This window comes from Rhodoflexus caldus (assembly GCF_021206925.1).
Lineage (GTDB): Bacteria > Bacteroidota > Bacteroidia > Cytophagales > Thermoflexibacteraceae > Rhodoflexus > Rhodoflexus caldus.
Window position 1 is genome coordinate 70,386 of sequence record NZ_JAJPRF010000001.1, and the last position, 18,887, is coordinate 89,272.

General features: G+C 49.0%; 15 protein-coding genes. 3 read left to right on the plus strand and 12 right to left on the minus strand.

Annotation, left to right across the window (positions count from 1 at the left end):
* Window positions 1-60: 60 nt before the first annotated feature.
* Window positions 61-1,188 carry an MFS transporter gene (locus NDK19_RS00295; protein WP_250629825.1) on the plus strand — a complete coding sequence of 376 codons (1,128 nt, stop codon included), beginning with the start codon at window positions 61-63 and terminating at the stop codon, window positions 1,186-1,188.
* Here the strand turns inward: NDK19_RS00295 and NDK19_RS00300 are convergent.
* Window positions 1,185-3,248 (minus strand): SpoIIE family protein phosphatase, encoded by a 2,064-nt coding sequence (locus NDK19_RS00300; RefSeq protein ID WP_250629826.1) that lies wholly within the window; start codon window positions 3,246-3,248, stop codon window positions 1,185-1,187. The genes NDK19_RS00295 and NDK19_RS00300 overlap by 4 nt on opposite strands.
* A gap of 79 nt (window positions 3,249-3,327) precedes the next feature.
* Here NDK19_RS00300 and NDK19_RS00305 point away from each other — a divergent pair, with 79 nt between their 5' ends.
* Window positions 3,328-4,674 (plus strand): flavin-containing monooxygenase, encoded by a 1,347-nt coding sequence (locus NDK19_RS00305; protein WP_250629827.1) that lies wholly within the window; start codon window positions 3,328-3,330, stop codon window positions 4,672-4,674.
* Window positions 4,675-4,733: 59 nt separating this feature from the next.
* Here the strand turns inward: NDK19_RS00305 and tsaD are convergent, their stop codons facing one another.
* From tsaD to rbfA, 8 genes are all read right to left on the minus strand, one after another.
* Complete coding sequence (gene tsaD / locus NDK19_RS00310) at window positions 4,734-5,744, minus strand: tRNA (adenosine(37)-N6)-threonylcarbamoyltransferase complex transferase subunit TsaD (protein WP_250629828.1); 1,011 nt, start codon at window positions 5,742-5,744, stop codon at window positions 4,734-4,736.
* A gap of 128 nt (window positions 5,745-5,872) precedes the next feature.
* Window positions 5,873-6,166, minus strand: a complete 294-nt coding sequence (locus tag NDK19_RS16980; RefSeq protein ID WP_394801667.1) for an HNH endonuclease — start codon at window positions 6,164-6,166, stop codon at window positions 5,873-5,875.
* A 112-nt stretch (window positions 6,167-6,278) separates the two neighbouring features.
* Window positions 6,279-6,551 (minus strand): hypothetical protein, encoded by a 273-nt coding sequence (locus NDK19_RS00315; protein ID WP_250629829.1) that lies wholly within the window; start codon window positions 6,549-6,551, stop codon window positions 6,279-6,281.
* Window positions 6,552-6,564: 13 nt separating this feature from the next.
* Window positions 6,565-7,152: a guanylate kinase gene (gmk, locus tag NDK19_RS00320; RefSeq protein ID WP_250629830.1), complete on the minus strand. Its 588-nt coding sequence runs from the start codon at window positions 7,150-7,152 to the stop codon at window positions 6,565-6,567.
* Window positions 7,153-7,163: 11 nt separating this feature from the next.
* Complete coding sequence (locus NDK19_RS00325) at window positions 7,164-7,421, minus strand: zf-HC2 domain-containing protein (RefSeq protein ID WP_250629831.1); 258 nt, start codon at window positions 7,419-7,421, stop codon at window positions 7,164-7,166.
* Window positions 7,422-7,448: 27 nt separating this feature from the next.
* A complete protein-coding gene (locus NDK19_RS00330) occupies window positions 7,449-8,036 on the minus strand; it encodes a sigma-70 family RNA polymerase sigma factor (RefSeq protein ID WP_250629832.1) in 588 nt (195 codons plus the stop codon).
* Between the two features lie 43 nt (window positions 8,037-8,079).
* Window positions 8,080-9,507, minus strand: a complete 1,428-nt coding sequence (locus NDK19_RS00335; RefSeq protein ID WP_250629833.1) for a glycosyltransferase family 39 protein — start codon at window positions 9,505-9,507, stop codon at window positions 8,080-8,082.
* 21 nt (window positions 9,508-9,528) lie between these two features.
* Window positions 9,529-9,915: a 30S ribosome-binding factor RbfA gene (gene rbfA / locus NDK19_RS00340; RefSeq protein ID WP_250629834.1), complete on the minus strand. Its 387-nt coding sequence runs from the start codon at window positions 9,913-9,915 to the stop codon at window positions 9,529-9,531.
* Window positions 9,916-9,977: 62 nt separating this feature from the next.
* Between rbfA and NDK19_RS00345 the strand changes: the two genes are divergently transcribed.
* Window positions 9,978-11,552 (plus strand): neutral/alkaline non-lysosomal ceramidase N-terminal domain-containing protein, encoded by a 1,575-nt coding sequence (locus NDK19_RS00345; RefSeq protein ID WP_250629835.1) that lies wholly within the window; start codon window positions 9,978-9,980, stop codon window positions 11,550-11,552.
* Window positions 11,553-11,743: 191 nt separating this feature from the next.
* On the opposite strand, the gene NDK19_RS00350 is transcribed toward NDK19_RS00345, so the two are convergent.
* From NDK19_RS00350 to NDK19_RS00360, 3 genes are all read right to left on the minus strand, one after another.
* Entirely contained in the window at window positions 11,744-14,161 is a 2,418-nt protein-coding gene (locus tag NDK19_RS00350) for an endonuclease MutS2 (protein ID WP_250629836.1), read from the minus strand.
* A 177-nt stretch (window positions 14,162-14,338) separates the two neighbouring features.
* Window positions 14,339-15,784, minus strand: a complete 1,446-nt coding sequence (locus NDK19_RS00355) for a RagB/SusD family nutrient uptake outer membrane protein (protein ID WP_250629837.1) — start codon at window positions 15,782-15,784, stop codon at window positions 14,339-14,341.
* A 20-nt stretch (window positions 15,785-15,804) separates the two neighbouring features.
* A complete protein-coding gene (locus NDK19_RS00360) occupies window positions 15,805-18,777 on the minus strand; it encodes a SusC/RagA family TonB-linked outer membrane protein (protein ID WP_250629838.1) in 2,973 nt (990 codons plus the stop codon).
* Window positions 18,778-18,887 lie beyond the last annotated feature (110 nt).

The following is an 18,887-nucleotide window of genomic DNA, read 5'->3' on the forward strand; positions in this document are numbered from 1 at the left end:
GTTTTCAAAGCCTGTCGGAATTTTTTTGCTTATTTACCGCATTTCTGATTGAACAACACCATGTCTCTTCGTTTTGCCCGCGCCGCTGTTGCCGCTATGTTTCTGATTAACGGCTTTGCCTTTGCCACATGGGCTTCGCGCATCCCGCTCATACAGCAGCACCTGCAACTCAGCGCAGGAGAATTGGGAACTGCTTTGCTGGGGACTCCCATAGGTTCGCTTTTATCTTTGCCGCTGGCAGGATGGCTGACGGCGCGGTTTGGCAGCAAGTATGTAACCATTATAGCGGCTTTTATCAGTTGCTGCATTTTGCCGCTGATAGCGCTGGCTCCTTCCGCATTGGCACTGGCGGCTGTGTTGTTCCTCTTTGGCAGTGCAGGCGATATTCTCAATATCGGCATGAATGCGCAGGCGGTAAGCGTAGAGAACCAATGGGGCAAACCGATTATGTCCTCCTTTCACGGGCTGTACAGCGCAGGCGGAATGTTGGGTGCGGCCTTCGGCGGCGTGATGGCAGAGGCAGGGTTCATGCCTTTGCAACATTTTACGATAGGCGGCATCATAGGCATGGTGCTGCTGTTCATCTTCTTTCGGTGGCTGCTGCCTAACGATTCGCCCGCAGACAAAAGCAAGCCCCTGTTTGCCAAACCCGATGCCGTTTTGTGGTGGTTAGGGTTGATAGCTTTCTTCTGTATGTTGAGCGAAGGCGCAATGGCTGATTGGAGTTCGGTATTTCTGGCGGAGGTAAGCGGCACTACCGCGGGGCTTTCCACACTCGGCTATACGGCTTTCACCATGGCGATGATGAGCGGCCGTTTTCTTGGCGACCGATTGGCACAGCAACTCGGACAGGTGCGCCTCATCCGCCTGAGCGGGCTGCTGGCAGGCAGCGGCATGTCGCTGGCGCTACTGGCGGCTACGCCCTTCTGGGTAGTAGTCGGGTTCGGCATGGTCGGGTTGGGGCTGGCAACCGTCGTACCGATGGTTTACGGCGCAGCGGGTCGCTCGCAAACCATGCCCGCAGGTGTGGCAATTGCTGCCGTTTCTACCGTGGGCTATACGGGTTTCCTCATCGGCCCGCCAGTAATTGGCTGGGTAGCAGATTTTTTTAACTTGCGCACGGCACTCATTATTGTTGCAGCGCTGGCGTTCGGCATGGCTGTTATGGCCTCCAAAGCCCGAAGTTAGGGTTGCAAACGCACGCCTACCACCAGTACATCATCTACCTGCGCTTGATTTTGCTTCCAGTTGTCAAATATTTCTATCAGGTGTTGTGCTTGCGTTTCTACTGGAAGTACAGACAGCGAGCGAAGTGTTTCTTTAAATCGCCTTACCATGAACTTCTTGCTGTCTGCCCCGCCAAACTGGTCTTGATAGCCATCGGAGAACAGGTACAACATGGCAGGGTGTTGCAACACAAGGCGGTCATGATAGAAAGTAATAGCCTCGCTGCTGCCGCCAATGGCTTTCTTGGTCGGTCTGAATTCGTAAAATGCTTGGTTGCTGATGCAGTAAACAGGATTCATTGCCCCCGCATAGTGAACGGTTGTGCTGCCGTTGGCTTTCTCTATGGTAATAATGCTGATGTCCATTCCGTCTTGCGACATCATATCGGCATTGTGCCGCAGTGCCTGATAAATGCCTGCATGTAGTTCCGACAGGATTTGCTCGGGGCGATATACCTGTTTTTCTGCAACAATTTGCCGAAGCAAAGCAGTGCCCACCATGCTCAACAAAGCACCGGGCACGCCGTGTCCCGTACAATCGGCAACCGCCAGAATGGTGGTGCTTTCGGTATGGTGTAACCAATAAAAATCGCCGCTGACAATATCGCGGGGGCGGTAAAAGATGAAATGCTCGGGCAGCGCCTGTTTCAACTGCTTCTCGGAGGGCAAAAGTGCCTGTTGAATGTGCCTTGCATAGTGCATGCTTGCGGTCAGTTCTTCATTGATAGCCTGAATGTTGCGCTTTTGCTGTTCTACCGTTTCCAGCGCAGAGGAAAGTTCTTCGTTGGCCTGATTGAGTTCCTCGTTCTTCTCCCTGATTTCTGCTTTTTGTTTTTGAAGCAGGCGGTTGTCGCGTTGCTTGACGCGATACGCCCAAATCAGGATAGCACCTGCCGCCAGTAAAAGCGCTGCTATGGCAATGGAGGCTATCAGTTGCAACTGTTTGTTGGCATTGTCTTTTTCCAACAGCAGAATGGCTTGCTGTTTTTTGTCAATCTCTATTTGTGCCTGCAATCGCTCTACTTGTTTGGTGTTTTCCTGATTGACAAGGCTGTCTTTCAGGCGGGTAAACTGCTCATGGTAGAACAGTGCTTTTTCAGGTTGGCGAAGTGCCTTGTAGGCTTCATAAAGGGTTTCGGAAGACTCGCGCATGTAGTCCATTGCGCCCATTTGCTGTCCTGCCGTCATCGCGGTCTCGGCAGCACCGATGGCACCCGGCAAATCACCCAACATGAGTTTTACTTTGCCCAAAGAGTTGTTGTTAGCTGCCGCAAGGTAAGGATTGTTCTTCTCGGCAGCTATCCGATTGGAAAGCGTAAGATATTCCAAGGCTTTGGCGGCATCTTTCATGGCAATGTAAATGCTGCCGATATTGTGATAGATGCTGCCCAAGCTGTAAGGGTCGTTAAACTTTTTGGCAAGACTCAAAGCCCGCATTTGCGTTTGCAGGGCTTTTTCCAATTGCCCGATTCGTTTTTCTTCAATGCCTATGTTGCTCAGGATGTAGAGTATGCGGCTTTCCTCTTGGCCCTTAGAGAGGCGTTCGGCAATTTCCAGCGCTTTTCGGTAGTAGTTCAATGCCTCATGCGGCTGCCGCAAATTTCTGCCGTAAACAATGCCTATGGCGTTGTAAGCATCTGAAAGCCCGAGGGAATCTTTGAGGGTTTCAAATGCTTTGATGGAAGTCAGTAGCTGTTCTACCGCCTGCGGGGCTTTGCCCTGAATATCGTAACCCTGCCCAAGTATCAGCGCGAGGTCTGCCTCGCCGCGTTTCCAGCCCTGTGCTTGTGCGAGCTTTAATCCCTTTTGGGCAAAAAAGATGGCAGTATCCGTATGATTGTACAGCATCAGGTCTGCCAGCCGAAAAAGGGTTTTTGTGTAGAGTGTATCTATGGCTTTTTCCTGCTCCCGTGTTTGCAGCACCTTTATCAGGCTGTCAAACCTGCGTGGCGCCTGTGCCGATACATGGAGGGGAAGCAGTACGGCAAGTGCCGTGATTATGTGAAGCAGTAGTTTCGGCATGGCTGTTCGGTTATTGGAAAGGGTTGCAATTACCGCCAAATCGGGCTATTTTTCAACAATTTAAACAGGCTGTGTGAAAATGAAAAACGTATGTGTTATCGGCGCAGGCCCTTCGGGCATTACGGCTGCCAAAAATTTACTGGATGAAGGTTTACAAGTTACGGTTTATGACTATGGCAAAGAGGTAGGCGGTAACTGGGTTTTCAGCGAAGATGAGTCTCACTCAAGTGTATTTGAAACAACACATATCATCAGTTCCAAAACACTTTCGCAGTATGCGGATTTCCCTATGCCTGCCGACTATCCCGATTATCCTTCCCACAAACAACTGGCTGCTTATTTCCAAAGTTACGCACAATATTTCGGCTTATACCCGTTTATCCGCTTTCAAACCGAAGTAAAAGAAGCGGAACTGACTGCCGACGGTAAGTGGCTGATTACCACCGAACATCGGGGACAAACAGAAACAGCGATATTTGATGCGCTGGTGGTTTGCAACGGCCATCATTGGCAACCTCGGTGGCCTTCCTATCCCGGTCAGTTTGCGGGGGAATATATCCATTCACACCATGTGAAAAGGTTCAGCCGCTTTAAGGACAAGCGCGTGCTGGTTATTGGCGGAGGCAACTCTGCCTGCGATGTGGCGGTGGAGAGCAGTCGTGTTTCTGCCCGCACCGACATCAGTTGGCGACGCGGCTATTGGATTACCCCAAAATTCCTATTTGGCGAACCTGCCGATGTGGTGGGCAAGCGCATGAAATTTTTACCGCGCAGCCTCTGGTCGCGAGTGTCGGAGTTCAGTATTCGCCTCAAATTTGGTTCGCACAAGCACTACGGGCTGCCTGAACCCGACCACCGCTTCGGGCAAACACACCCGACCATCAACGATGAATTGTACTATTTCATGCGGCACGGCAAAATACATCCCCGCCCCGAAATTGCCCGTTGGGAAGGTCATACCGTTTACTTTACGGACGGTTCGCAGGCCGAATATGATACGGTAGTTGCCTGTACGGGCTATGTTATCGCACATCCGTTTTTTGACAAGTCCTTTATTGACTATTCACAAGGCGAAGTGCCACTCTACCTGCGCATGATGCACCCAACGATTCAGAATTTGTATTTTATCGGGTTGTTTCAACCTTTGGGCTGCATTTGGCCGGCGGCAGAATTACAGGCAAAAATTGCCGCACGCGAATTAGCGGGTAAATGGCAACGGCCGTCCAACATTCAAGCCCTGATAGACAAAGAATTAAAAAATCCTGATTTTCAGCAGATTAACACACCGCGTCATACTATTACGGTGGACTTTCACCGTTTTTCGGAACGCTTGCTCAAGCATTTGCCCAAAGATTATGTGCGAAAAGAGCCTCGGCAAGCCGTTGCGACTGCTTCGGAACTTATCACCAACAGCAGCGCATCCTGATTTGCTGACTTCGGCAACAATAATTTTCGGGGGAAATGGCCACGCCTTGCCCCCGAAAATCAGAACGCCATGCGCGGCATGGGGCTGACTTCTTGCCCGCAAAAATCGCCCGCAAGGTATTTGTAGTAGGCAGCCATTGCAATCATTGCTGCGTTGTCGGTGCAGTACTCAAAGCGAGGTACATAGACCTGCCAGCCTTCGGTTGCGCCCATTTCGGCCAGAGCTTGGCGCAGCCCAGTGTTGGCAGAAACGCCGCCTGCAATGGCAATGTGGCTGATGCCCGTTTGTCGGGCTGCTTTGCGCAATTTTTTCAGCAACATGGTAATAAGTGTGTGCTGCATGGAGGCGCAAATATCGGCGAGGTTCTCGGCAATGAACGCAGGATTTTTTTGCTGCTGCTCCTGCAAAAAGTAGAGAAACGCCGTCTTGATGCCGCTAAACGAAAAGTTCAGTGCGGGCGTGCTTACCTCAGGAAAAGTAAAGCGCAACGGATTGCCGTTTTTGGCGTGTTTGTCTATCAGCGGGCCGCCCGGGTAGGGCAATCCCAGCATTTTGGCGGCTTTGTCAAAGGCCTCCCCCACGGCATCGTCTTGCGTTTCGCCGATGATTTGCATATCGGTCGGGCTTTTGACGTGCACAATCTGCGTATGCCCGCCACTGACCGTGAGGCACAAAAACGGGAACGGCGGCTTGGGGTCTTCAATAAAGTGCGCCAATACGTGTGCGTGCATATGATGCACGTCTATGAGCGGAATATTGCGCGCCAAAGCCAATCCCTTGGCAAAAGAAGCACCCACGAGCAGCGAACCCAACAGCCCGGGGCCTCGCGTAAATGCGATAGCCTGCAAATCATCAACGGTAACGCGGGCTTGTTGCAGCGCGGCAGCTACTACGGGCACAATGTGTTGCTGGTGCGCCCGCGAAGCAAGTTCGGGTACAACACCTCCGTATTGGACGTGCACTTCCTGATTGGCGGTTACGTTGCTGAGCAGTTGCCCGTTGCGCAAAACCGCCGCAGAGGTTTCATCGCACGAAGATTCTATGGCAAGCAGAGTGATGTGGGTGTTCATAATAATTCAAAGAGGCGGATGTTCACCAACGGTGAATAACAACCTGCGAAGTAATTTTAGCGGTTCCCGATTCAGTTTTAGTGTTTCTACGGTAGCTCTGCCAATTGCAGTGATACCTATAATCTCTTCTACATGATGGCTCCATGCGAAGTGTTCGTTCCATTGTTGCTGTCGCGAATGGAACAAAGGTACATCCTGTTGTGATACGGAATCTTTGCCTTGTATTTTATTGTATTTGTGGTTGTTACATCCCTGGCAAGCAAGCGCGCAAGGTTGTCCTCTGTGGTGTTACCTCCTTTGCTTTGGGGAATAACATGTTCTATTACAAAGGGTTGTAATGATATTTTTGCCGGACTTTTACAGTATTCGCACAAGCCATTTGCCCGGAGAAATACCAACTCTTGCAGCCTGTCAGCAGACATACAAATCAGGTTTGATATTGAGCGACTGAATAACTGCTTCCAATGTTGTATTCCGCAGTTTTGCCAATTCTTTCATTCTATCAGATAACCCAGCCTTTTCGCATCATGGTATTCAAATAAAATTGGTCAGTTCCATCAACCCCTGATATTCGGCCTCACTGACGGATTCTTCGGCACGTTTGGCATTTAGCAGTGCATAACGGCTTTTAATATCCACAGGCAAGTCGGCATTGATTTTTTGTAGCAGTTCTGTTTCTTTCTGCGAAAGAAAATGCGGCATTTTTTGCTTCCTGATGGAAATTAGCTCCGCAATCAGTGCATCTAATTCAGGGAGACTGAGCCGGTCTTTTGAAACTTGTAAAATCTGTGAATAATCGGTTTGCATGCCAAATAGATATTTAAACCTTTTCCACCTGCACCCCTGCAAACTGTTCAAACAGTTCTTCGGCTTGTTGCAGGGCGGTGGGCAAGTGGTCGTTGAGCAGAATGACATCAAACTTTTCGGCATACTGAACTTCGCGGCGGGCTTTTTCCACACGTTCGCGGCGTTTTTCTTCCGACTCGGTGTTGCGCCCCATCAGCCGCCGTGCCAGCTCGTCTATGGAGCTGACTTTAACAAAAACGGCCAGCGCATCATCGCCATACTGTTTTTTTATGTTCAAACCGCCGATTACATCCACATCAAAAATGACATGTTTGCCGGCCTGACGGATGCGCTCAACTTCGTTTTTCAGCGTGCCGTAGAGCGTACCATTATAGACCTGCTCATATTCCAGAAAATCGCCTGCGGCAATATGCGCCTGAAAAGCTTCCGGACTGATAAAATAATAGTCTTTGCCGTCAACTTCGTATGGCCTCCGCTCGCGCGTGGTTGCCGAAACCGAAAAGGACAGCAGCGAAGGATATTTTTGCAGTAAGTGTTTAACAATGGTTGTTTTGCCTGCTCCCGATGGAGCCGAAAAGATAAGGAGCTTTCCAAGCGCCATACAGTGCCGGATTAGGTTTTAGAAACAGAAAAATGATATTGAATTTGCTGTTGAATAGTCGGAAGCAGGTCGCGAGGCGGCTGCTGGCGCGCCACGCGGGTTTTGATAACCTGTTTGATGGCGTTTTCCTGCTCGTAAAGCTGTCTGCAATTAGGGCAATCGCCTATTTGCTTGTGGAAAAAGGCTCGCTGGTTTTCGTCTGCTTCACCATCTAAAACCAACGGAAGAATCTCTTTAAACAAGAGCCTATTGGGGTCTTGACTACTCATAGTGCTTTGAAATTAAAGTACATGTATTTAATTGCCGGCATAACCCATCTTGCGGGCATATTCGCTTAACTTACGCTTTAATAAGGTGCGCGCACGGTGCAATCGCGAACGAACCGTACCAATGGGTATATCCAATATTTTTGACATTTCCTCGTATGTAAATCCTTCCAAGTCGCATAGAATAATAACGGTTCTGAAATCAACAGCCAACGAGTTGATGGCGTTGGTTACTTCATCCCCAATCAAATCCTGCACTGTTTCGGAACGCAAATCTACTGTTATATTTTCATCTACGTCTTCGGAATTATATACGCTTTCTACTTCTTGATAGTCAACTTTGGGGGGTTCTTTGGATTTCTTGCGGAAATCGTTAATAAAGGTGTTTTTCAGTATTCTAAACAACCACGCTTTTGCATTAGTTCCTTCGGTAAATGAATTAATGAAGCGAAAAGCTTTTAAATAGGTATCCTGCACCAAGTCCTTGGCTGTGTCTTCGTCTAATGTGAGTTTATAGGCAAAGTTGTACATCGCATCAATATGCGGTACAAACTCGCGGTTGAAAAGTTGCAGGTTTTCCTGTTCGGAACGCGGAACGGGCGTTGGGTTGTCTGTCATTGGTTAGTAGTTATTGGTTACGTCCTTTGCCAATATAATAAAATTATTGTTTTGGAGTTGCCTGTTTGTAGTAAAAGTCGGGGTATTGCGGGTGTGGCCGATACCATCGGCGCAGAATCTGCAACCGGTCAAACAGGCGTATTTTATCGGTTATCTGCGGGGCACAAATAATCAAGTCGGGCATGTCGGCCATGATATTCAAATAAACGGCCTGTGCGGTTGCGTATCTGTCCAGCATTTGCAAATGAGGGGCTGCCAGTTCGGGGCGCAGATAGGGAGTGGCTAACTGTCGGCGATAGTAATATTGCCAGCGGTTATCCAGCACCAATATGCGCTGTGCGTTTTGCGGCAAGGGCAAGGGGGCTTGCGGCAGTATATAGCCGTATCGGACGGCCGGTTGCATATCCGCCTGTTTGTTCAAGATAACCCACCCGATGGCAGGCAGTGCTGTTATAAGCATCATGGCGGTTATTTCAGTTGTCCATTTTTTGCTGAGCAGCAATATGTAGTGCGTCATAAAAAAGGCATAGGACGCGGCAAGCAATATCAGCGAGTTGCCCGAAAAACCGCCTGCAAAAACAAAGGCCGAAACACCCACCGTCAATAACCAAAAAAGCATGATGCGATGAGTGGTTTGCTGGAAATTAATGAATGACATGCCGCTTGCATATACTTTGGATACCGCCGGCAAGAACGACACGGCAGGCAAAGCAAGCAATAAAAACAACAGGTTGTTGTTTAAAAGAAACCGCTCCGGCAGAAAGAGCGTGAACCAGTAGTTGCGGAGCAACAGTGTAAATCCGTTGGTGTAATAATAGTAGGTAAATATTGGCAGTGCCATAAAAACCACTCCCAAGCCGATAACCAAAAACTGGCGGGGTGAAAGGCTACGCAAGAATACGGCAGAAATCAGAGCAAAGAGGATAAATAAAGCCGTTGGGTAATAAAACAGTATAGCACTGCCTACATATACGCCAAGAGAAAAGAGGCGCTCATTTTCTATGCGGTCGCGCAGGCCAAAAAGGTTGTCTAACATCAACAACAGCGGAACCGTTGCCAACAACGGCGGGGACAGCATGGCCATGTCAAAACTTACAAGTGCAAACAGGCAGTAGAACAACGCCGGCAGGTAGTTTTTTTCGTTGTAGAGGTTGTAGCGCAACGCCATTCGGTTGAGCAGCCCTGCCTGCACAATAACCAGCAGCGCCCCGATAATAAAGTAGGCTGATTGAGAGTGCCCGAACAGCAAATGGACAAGCCAAAAAATGCCTGCCGAAAAAGGCGGAATATTTTCCCAAATATCTACGTACAACTGTTTGCCCTCGGCCATGCGTTCGCCTATAAGCTGATAGAGCATATCGGCACCTGTGGCGGGTTGTTTGCCGTAGAACAAGCCGAACCGAAGCAGCAGGAAAATTACTGCTGCCAGCAAAAAACGCAGAGGGTCGTTAATTCGGAAAAGAGAAAGCACGCCGCGCTCAAATGGTTTAGGTTATTCCTCAGAGTCTTCCGCTTCTTCAGCCGGAGCCGGGGGAATATTCAGCCCGGCGAGCAACTGATTGATGCGCATGGCTTCTTCTTCTGTATCGTCTATGAAAAATTGCAGTTCGGGAATGATACGCACCTGATGGCGGATACGGGCAGCTAATTCCTGACGGATTTGCTTGATGTTTTCGCGAAGCATATCTATTTTCTCGGTCTTTCCTTTGTCGGGCAGGAAGCTCAGATATACTTTGGCAATACCCAAATCGGGCGAAACCCGCACAACGGTAATGGTTACTAAATGATTGCCCGTGATTTCTTTCAGGTCTTTTTGAAAAATATCACCCAGTTCTTTCTGTATCAGGCGGGCGAACTTGCGCTGGCGAGTGGATTCCATGTAATTTGAACTTAATTTAGTGCAAAAATACAGTATTTCACCGATACTCACCCGATACTCATATGGCGACCGATAAAAACAGGCGTATGCGCCGCATTTTCATCCCTCTTGCAATCATGATTGCCGTGCTTGTGCTGTGGGCGCTGCTCAACGGCAGAGACCGAACACCCGGCTACGAGCTGTCGCTGCGGATTACTCCGCCCGAGCAACCGGTCTTGCGCGTAGGTTTTGCCAAAGTGGATATTACACCGATTGTATCGGATACGTGGACAGATGCCAACGGAGATGCCCGATTTGATAAATCGGAGGGCGACCGATGGGAAGATGTCAATAAAAACGGGCGATTTGATGCGGTCTGGATGGCAGGTTTTCAGAATAAAAAACCTGCACAAGGCGTACATGACCCGCTTTGGGCGCGTTGCATGGTGATTGATGACGGCCGTTCGCGGGTGGCGCTTGTTGCATTAGATATCATCGGGCTGGGGCATAACGAAGTAGTCAAAATCAGGGAGCGCATTGCGGCTTCTACGGGCATTACCTATGCCATCATCACCTCTACACACGTGCACGAAGGCCCCGATACCATTGGCTTGTGGGGCGAAAATTACTTTTTCAGCGGTGTAAATCCTGAATACATGGAAACCGTGCGCCAAAGTACGGTGCAGGCCATAGAAACAGCTGCTGCCAATTTGCGACCTGCGCTGTTGCGATTGGCTACCGATTCGGTGGGTGCTGCGCCCATGCTGGCCGATACCCGTCCGCCGTTAGTGTTTGACAAAAGCCTGCACATTATTCAGGCCATTGATGCACAAGCAGACACTACGCTGGGAACGTTGCTTTGCTGGGGCAATCATCCTGAAACTTTGTGGAGCGGTAACCTGCTCATCAGTTCAGACTTTCCGCACTATTGGCGCGAGTATGTAGAAAAAGGCATTTACAAAGGAGATAGCCTGATTGCCAAGGGATTAGGCGGCACGGCAGTCTTCTTTACCGGTGCTATCGGCGGGTTGATGACCACCCATCCCGATATTGCCATCACAGACCCCGTAAGTGGTCAAACTTTTACCAAAGGTTCTTTTGAGAAAATAGATGCACAGGGAAAACAACTGGCACTGCTGACTTTTCGGGCGTTGGACAGCGCCGCCCGAATCCCCGAAAATACCGTCCGTTCTGCCGGTATTGCGCTGCGTGCCCAAACTTTTACCATTCCGTTAGACAATAAACTTTACAAACTTGCCGTAGCACTTGGCGTATTAGACCGAGGCTACAGTGGCTGGAATCAAATGCGCACGGAGGCTGCTTATCTGCAAATCGGTGATGCGATTGGTTTGCTGTGCGTGCCGGGCGAAATTTACCCTGAAATAGTAGATGGCGGCATAGAAAGCCCTCAGGGACAGGATTTTACCCTTAGCCCACAGGAAATACCGCCGCTTCGCAGCATGATGCAGGGCAGACAGCGCATTGTGCTGGGGCTTGCCAACGACGAAATCGGCTACATCATGCCCAAAAGCCAGTGGGATGCCGATGCCCCCTACACCTACGATTACCAGAAAGCGCCCTACGGAGAAATTAACTCCACCGGCCCAGAGGCAGGGCCGATTGTGCACAAAGCGTTGATGAAGGTTATTAACAAGTAGCTTGGCAAATTTTTTTAAAAAAACCGATGATGCGGGTGTATGCGGATTTTATTTTCTTCTTAAACATCTTCCGCAGGCGTTCATCTGTATTTTTTTGCATAAGTTGCTGAAAAGGAGCTATTAAAACCCGACAGGTTTTAAAGTCCTGTCGGGTTTGCGTATACGAATATCTGTCAAAATCCATTAGGGGATTACCGGAGCGTTACTAATGTAATGCCTGCCCCGCCACGGTCGGCGTGTTCGTCTTCCAATCGCAGCACTTCCTTGTACTTGCGCAGATGGTCGCGGATGAGGGTGCGCAAAATACCATCGCCTTTGCCATGTACAATGCGCAAATGCTGATGGCTGAGCATAATTGCATCGTCAATAAACTGAGAAACCTCTGTCAGTGCTTCCTCGGCACGCTTGCCGCGCACATCCAAATCAAAGCTGAAATGCGACATCTTTTCGTTCAAATCGATACCTACATTAGACGAAGGAGCGGCTTTTTCGGGCATCAATTGGCGATAGCTCTTGCGGCTGATTTTTTCCAGACGATTGATTTTAACCGTTGATTTTAACTCGCCAATCACGATAGAGGCCTCCTTACCTTTGACAGCCACTACCTCGCCCACGGTTTCCGTACCTTTCAGTCGGATATAATCGCCTACTTCAATCGGGCTGTCATCCAATTCTATTTCCGATTTTTCAACATTGGCGGGTTTGCTAATCGTTTTTATCTCTTCGGGCTGTAATTGTCGGCTGAAAGTTTCCAGTTCTTGCCGAAGTTGTTTGGTGCTTTCTTTCTCTGCCTGCTGCTCGCGTATTTGGCGAATAGTATTTTCTATTTTTTGGTTGGCTTCCTGCACAATGCGCTTGGCCTCGGCCTTCGCCTCGTTGATAAGTTGCTTGCGATTGGTTTCTATAAAATCGCGCAGGCGGTTATACTCTGCCTGTGTTTTTGCCAGCAGTTGCTTTTCGGTTTGCAACAAATCATTCTTTTCTTTGTAGAACTGCTTTTCTATTTCAAGGTCTTTGAGCAGTTTTTCTATATCAATTTTGTCTTTGCCAACTTTTTGGCGGGCGCTCTGCGTAACAACGCGCGGCAACCCGATTTTTTGAGCAATCTCGAGCGCAAATGAGCTACCCGGTTTACCTATTTCCAGTTCAAAAAGGGGCTCCAACGCTTCTACATTGTAGCGCATGGCACCGTTAATAATACCCGGCGTATTTTCGGCATAAAATTTCAAATTGGCATAGTGAGTAGTTATAACCCCATATACCTTGCGCTCGTTCAGTTGTTCAAGAATGGCTTCGGCAATCGCACCGCCAAATTGAGGCTCGGTACCTGTTCCAAATTCGTCAATCAGGCAAAGCGACTGATTATCGGCCAGTTGCAAAAATGCCTTCATGTTTTTTAAGTGCGAACTGTACGTACTCAGGTCGTTGTCAATGGATTGTTCATCGCCGATGTCTATGAACAGATGCTGAAAAATACCTGCACGCGAACCCTCTTCCACAGGGATGGGAATGCCGCACTGCAACATGTACTGTAACAAACCGGTTGTTTTCAGGCAAACCGATTTACCGCCTGCATTGGGGCCTGAAATGAGCAGGATGCGGTTTTTATCATCTAACCGAATATTGAGCGGCACTATATTTCTGCCGACTTCCTGCAAGTGTTGTTGTAAAAGCGGATGCCTTGCGCCTATCCATTGCAGCATGGGCTTTTTATGCAATTCAGGGAAAATCGCCTTGAAGTGCATCGCAAATCGGGCTTTAGCCCTGATGAAATCCATCAGTCCAAGAAAGAAATAGCCTTTTTTGAGGTCTTCCACATGCGGCCGCAAGCGCGTGGTAAGGCGTGTAAGAATGCGCACGATTTCGCGCCTCTCCTCGGCCATTAGTTCACGGATTTCGTTGTTGATTTCCAATACCTCGGCAGGCTCAATAAAAACGGTTTGCCCGCTTGCAGAAGTATCGTGTACAAAACCTTTGATGCGTCGTTTGTATTCCACCGGTAGCGGAATAACAATCCTGCCTTCACGTACAGTCAGTTGTGCCTCGTCGGAGGCTATGCCCTCTGCTTTGAGTGAGCGCAATATCTGCTCTATTTTCTTGCGAACACTGGCCTGTTCGCGCAGGATACTGCCGCGGATGTCGCGCAGTTCGGGAGAGGCATTGTCGCGCACTTTGCCGCGCTCGTCTATCACCCGCTCTATTTCGGAAAGCAGCAGCTTGTCTATTGCCAACCCGCCGCTGAGTTCTTTCAGGTGCGGAATTTCTTTGTCGTCTTTTTTAGCAATAATTTCTAAACATTTGTGAAGCGTACCTAAGGAGAGGCGGAGGTCAAAAAACTCCTCTTCGCTTAGAAATGCGCCCTCAATGGCTGCTTTCTGCAAACTTTCGCTTACATCCAAAAAGTTTCCTTCGGGAAAGGCTTCTCCCGCGGCAAGCAGTTTGCGAAATTCTTCGGTTTGACTTTGCAACTTGTGCACAACGTCGTAGCGTTCACTGAAACGCATACGCTGTACGAAAGCACGCCCCAGAGACCCACTGCAGCATTCGGCTAACTGCTGACGGATTTTGTCAAAGCCGATTTTATCTTCAAAGTTCTTCGGATACAACATTTACCGCAAAGTTAGGGCATTATGGAAAGAGGCTTTCCAATCGAGCTGAATTTACTGCAAAATTGCATGATGAGCTTCATACAAAAAACCGACAGCAAGCCAAAATAAAATCCCGACAGGATTTGAAAACCTGTCGGGATTTGTTCTTTATAACCTAATTACACAAACAAAGGCAGATTAGTAGCCCGGGTTCTGTGTTATGTTAGGATTGGCATTCAACTCAGGAGTTGGAATAGGCCAAGTCCAGCGAGGGCTGTTAGGAGCCAGTGAGCACTGAGTAGCCGGAGGCGTACAGTTCTGGCGGTTGATAGTGCGGGTAGTGCGCTTCAAGTCAAACCAGCGGTGGCCTTCCAAGAACAGTTCGCGACGACGCTCATCGGCAATTGCTTGTACCAGAGCTGCACCTGTTTCAGTTCCCGGAACAAAGCCTTGGATGCGGGCTGCACGCAAAGTGTTCAGGTCTTGCAGAGCACCTGCGGCATCACCTGAGCGCTGACGTGCTTCTGCACGAATCAGGTACATTTCGCCGGTACGCAATACTTTGAAGTCGGTTACGCCGTCGCGGTTGTTGCCTTTACCCAAGTATTTGATAGGAATAAAACGCGTAGCAGGACGTGGGGCACGGGTGCTGAAGCCGGCGGCCATGTAGCTGTTGAAACGGATGTCATTCACGCGGTCGTACAAGGCTACCATGTCAGGAGAGGCATCAAAAGATGCGCGGTCGTTACCGGCAGGAGAATATACTTCCAAAGCGGGGCCACCTTCACCGGGGTTGAAGCGAATCGCCCATGCTACTTCAGCAGCGGTTTCATCGCGCCAAATGGCAGGGAATTGTGCACGGGTTGCCAGCGGCAGAGCGTTAATAACCGTTGTTGCAAAGCGTATAGCGTCTGCATTCAGTCCGGCATACAGCGATACACGAGCCAGCATCGCATTAACGGCAATCGCATCGATGTTCACACGGCGAGAAGCAGTGTTAATCGCACGGTCTACGTCGCTCAACAAACGCAATGCCTCATTCAAATCGTTGAAAATGCGGTCGTACACTTCTTTTACGGATGCACGAGCAGGGCGCGCATTGGGGTTGGTGCTGGAAACGGTTGTCATAACAGGCACGCCCGGGTCATTAGAGTTGCGGTCGTAGTTATTGGCATACCATTTCAGCAGGTCAAAGTGCAGCCATCCGCGCAGTGCCAATGCCTGTCCTTTGATGCGGTTAGCTGTACGCTGGTTGGCAGGAGTTGTGAAAGCATCAATACCATTGATAACTACGTTTGTAGAGTTGATGATGGTATATAAACCGAGCCATCCGTTGGCAACTTCGCCATTGTCTGCTGCATATACCCAGTCCACCATGCCGCGAGTGCCTTGTGGCAGGTTTTCGGGCGACTCTTTCAGGTTGTCGCTCATCATATCGGGAATAGAAGACTGGTTGCGTCCATAGGCATTCACACTGCGTAACTGAGCGTAAGCGCCGTTAAGCGCTGCCTCATAGTTCTCAATGGTTTTGAACGCATTGGAAGTATCCAAAATGTGGGTTGGATTGACCTCATTAACAATATTGGCACAAGAGGTGGCAACAAAAATTGCCGAAGATGCCAAAGCGTATTTTAATAGTTTCATTTCTGTTCAGGAATTTAATTTTAGAAGCCCAGATTCAAACCGAAAGTTACGGTACGCATGGCAGGGTACTGAGCGCCTGTCAGCTGACCACCGGTAATTTCAGGGTCAAAGCCCAAGAAGTCGGTGATGGTGAATACGTTCTGCCCTTGTACGAACATACGCAATGAAGAGATTTTAGCTTTGCTCACCAGCGTTGAAGGGAAGTTGTAAGCCAGCATAACGTTACGCAAACGCCAGAAGTCGCCTTTCTCTAAGAAACGGGTTGTACCACGCTGCATTTCTTGTGTAGGACGCGGAATGTCTGTAATATCACCCGGACGGCGCCACTCTCTCAACAAGGCACGAGATACGTTGTCGATAAAGTAAGTAGGGTCTTCAACGTTTGTACGGTCGTTGTTGTAAACTTTATTACCCAGTACAAAGCTCCACAAGAAATTAAATTCTAAGCCTTTGAAAGAGAATGAGTTGGTAATACCGCCAAAGTAAGGTGCATCGCGCATACCAAAAATCTGACGGTCGTTAGGGCTGTAGTTTTCGGTAGTTTCGCCGTTGATATTGCGATAAACGGAGTTGCCGTTCTGAGGGTTCACACCAACGTACTCAACCAAGAAGTTGCTGTTTACAGGGAAACCTACGCGGTTAATAACCAAGCCGCTGATAATTTCTTTTTCGCCTGCCAAATCAACGATTTTGTTGCGGTTGATGGCAAAGTTGATGTTGGTGCTCCATGTGAAATCGCCTGCTTTTACGTTTACAGTGTTCAGCGACAGTTCTACACCACGGTTGCGCATTTTACCCGCATTGCGGTTTTGGCTGGTAAAGCCTGTGGTACGGGAAAGTTGCACCGGCAAGAACATATTGGTAGTCAGGTTGTCGTAGAACTCAATACCGCCTGAAATACGGTCATTGAACAAACCGAATTCAATACCTGCGTTAAGCATGTTCTTCTGTTCCCAACCCAAATCAGGGTTTGCCAACTGTGCCAATGTCAAGCCCGCTACACCATCATAAACGGCAGCAGCAGAGAACAACTCACGTGAAGCAAAGTCGCCGATACCGAATGAACCGAACGCACTGGTGAAACCTGCTTGGCTACCTACTGTACCATAGCTGGCTTTCAGTTTCAGCAATGACAGCGTGCTTTTGTCGATGCCCGACATGAAGTTTTCGTCAGACACAATCCAGCTGCCGCCCAATGACCAGAAGTTACCCCAACGCTTGTCGGCACCGAAGCGGGAAGAACCATCGCGGCGAACAGTAGCGCTTACAAAGTAGCGGTCTTTGTAACCGTAGTTGGCAGTCAGGAAGTAAGACATCAACACGCTTTCAGAGCCGTTACCGCGTACGATAGGAATAAAGTTGTTGGTAGGGCTACCTTGTGTGATACCTGCTTCGTTTTGCAGGTTGCCGGTCAGGCCAAAGCCTGTGAAACCAAACGTACCGAAGCGATTTCGCACTACTTCTTGGAATAAACCTACGTTCAGGTTATGGTCGCCAAAGGTTTTAGCATAGTTTACGGAAGTAGTACCTGTCCAACGGGTGTTGCGGAAGAAGTTGCGGTTCAGCGAACCGTTACGGCGGTTGGCAGCCGACTGACCAACTACTGAAAAACGGCTGAAGTAAGTTGTGCTTTCCTGATTTTCATAGTCCACACCCCATGCCGTACGGGCAGAAAGACCTTGCAGGAATGGAAAGTTGTACTCGATAAATACGTTGCCTACGCCTTTAAATTCTTTGGTTCCGCGGAAAGTTTCCAGCATTTCCTGCACAGGGTTTGGCTGACCTGAAAGGAATTGAGAGTAGCGACCGTCGGGAGTGAAAGGGGTTTCATAAGGGTTTGCCCAACGGATAGCGTTCAAAGGAGAGGCAATACCTGAGTTAGCTTCTGTTGTGTTCTTATAGTCAGAGTAGCCTGCGGTAGTGTTCAAACCGAAGCGCAGATTGCCTGCATTGTGCTCAATATTCACGCGGCCGGTGTAACGGTCTAAGCCGGTGAAGCGCACAGTACCGGTTTGTTGGAACAGGTTGCCTGAAATGTAGAAAATGGTCTTTTCATTGCCGCCTGAAGCACTGATTTGGTGCTGTGAAGTTTTACCTACCTGAAACAGTTCTTTCTGCCAGTCGGTTTCAATGGTGCGCAAGCGTGCAATTTCGGCAGGTGTCAAATCTTCCAGAGGAGTACCGCCCTGAAGCAGTTCGTAGTCAATTTTTTCATTGGTATTCATCAACTCCAAACGGTTGGGAGGGAAGAAAGACATACCGTACTGACCACTGTATTCAATTTTGGCAGCACCGGCCTTGCCACGGCGGGTGGTAATAACGATAACACCGTTAGAACCGCGAGAACCGTAGATAGAAGTTGCCGCTGCATCTTTCAAAACGTTTACAGACTCAAAGTCGGCAGGGTTGAGTGTAGCGAAGTTCTGTGCAGAAATTTGCACACCGTCCACAATGTACAGCGGTTCGTTGGTACCGTTGATAGAACCTACACCACGGATACGAACGGCAGCAGGTGCGCCGGGCTGACCTGAGTTAGCCTGCACAAGCAAGCCCGGAGCCTGACCTTGCAACATCTGGTCAAAAGAACCCAGAGGAACGGCGCGAATAACTTCCGCTTTCACAATGGCAGCAGAGCCGGCCAGCGCTTTCTTTTCTTGTTGGCCGTAACCGGTTACAACTACCTCTTGCAGAGTTTTGGTATCCGGCATCAGCGCAACGTCAATAGTTGTGCGCGTGCCAATTTCCACCTCTTGCGAAACAAATCCTACAAAGCTGAAAACCAAGGTTTTGGCATTCGCCGGTACATTGATGCGGTATTTACCGTCCGCATCGGTTGTTGCTCCTGAGTTTGTTCCTTTAATCAGGATGGATACGCCCGGAAGAGGCACTTTCTCTGTACCGTCGGTAACAGTACCGGAAATTTGTCTGTCCTGGGCAAATGCTGCAAATCCTGTGAGCAGCATTACCACATACAGCAGTAAGTTTTTTTTCATTGCAATTGATTTTAAATTATTGTTAAATCACAACCACCCGCAATTTTAAGGATTTAAATTTTACAGTTCAAAAAAGATGTGTTAATTAACACAGCATAAGCCAAGTTGTT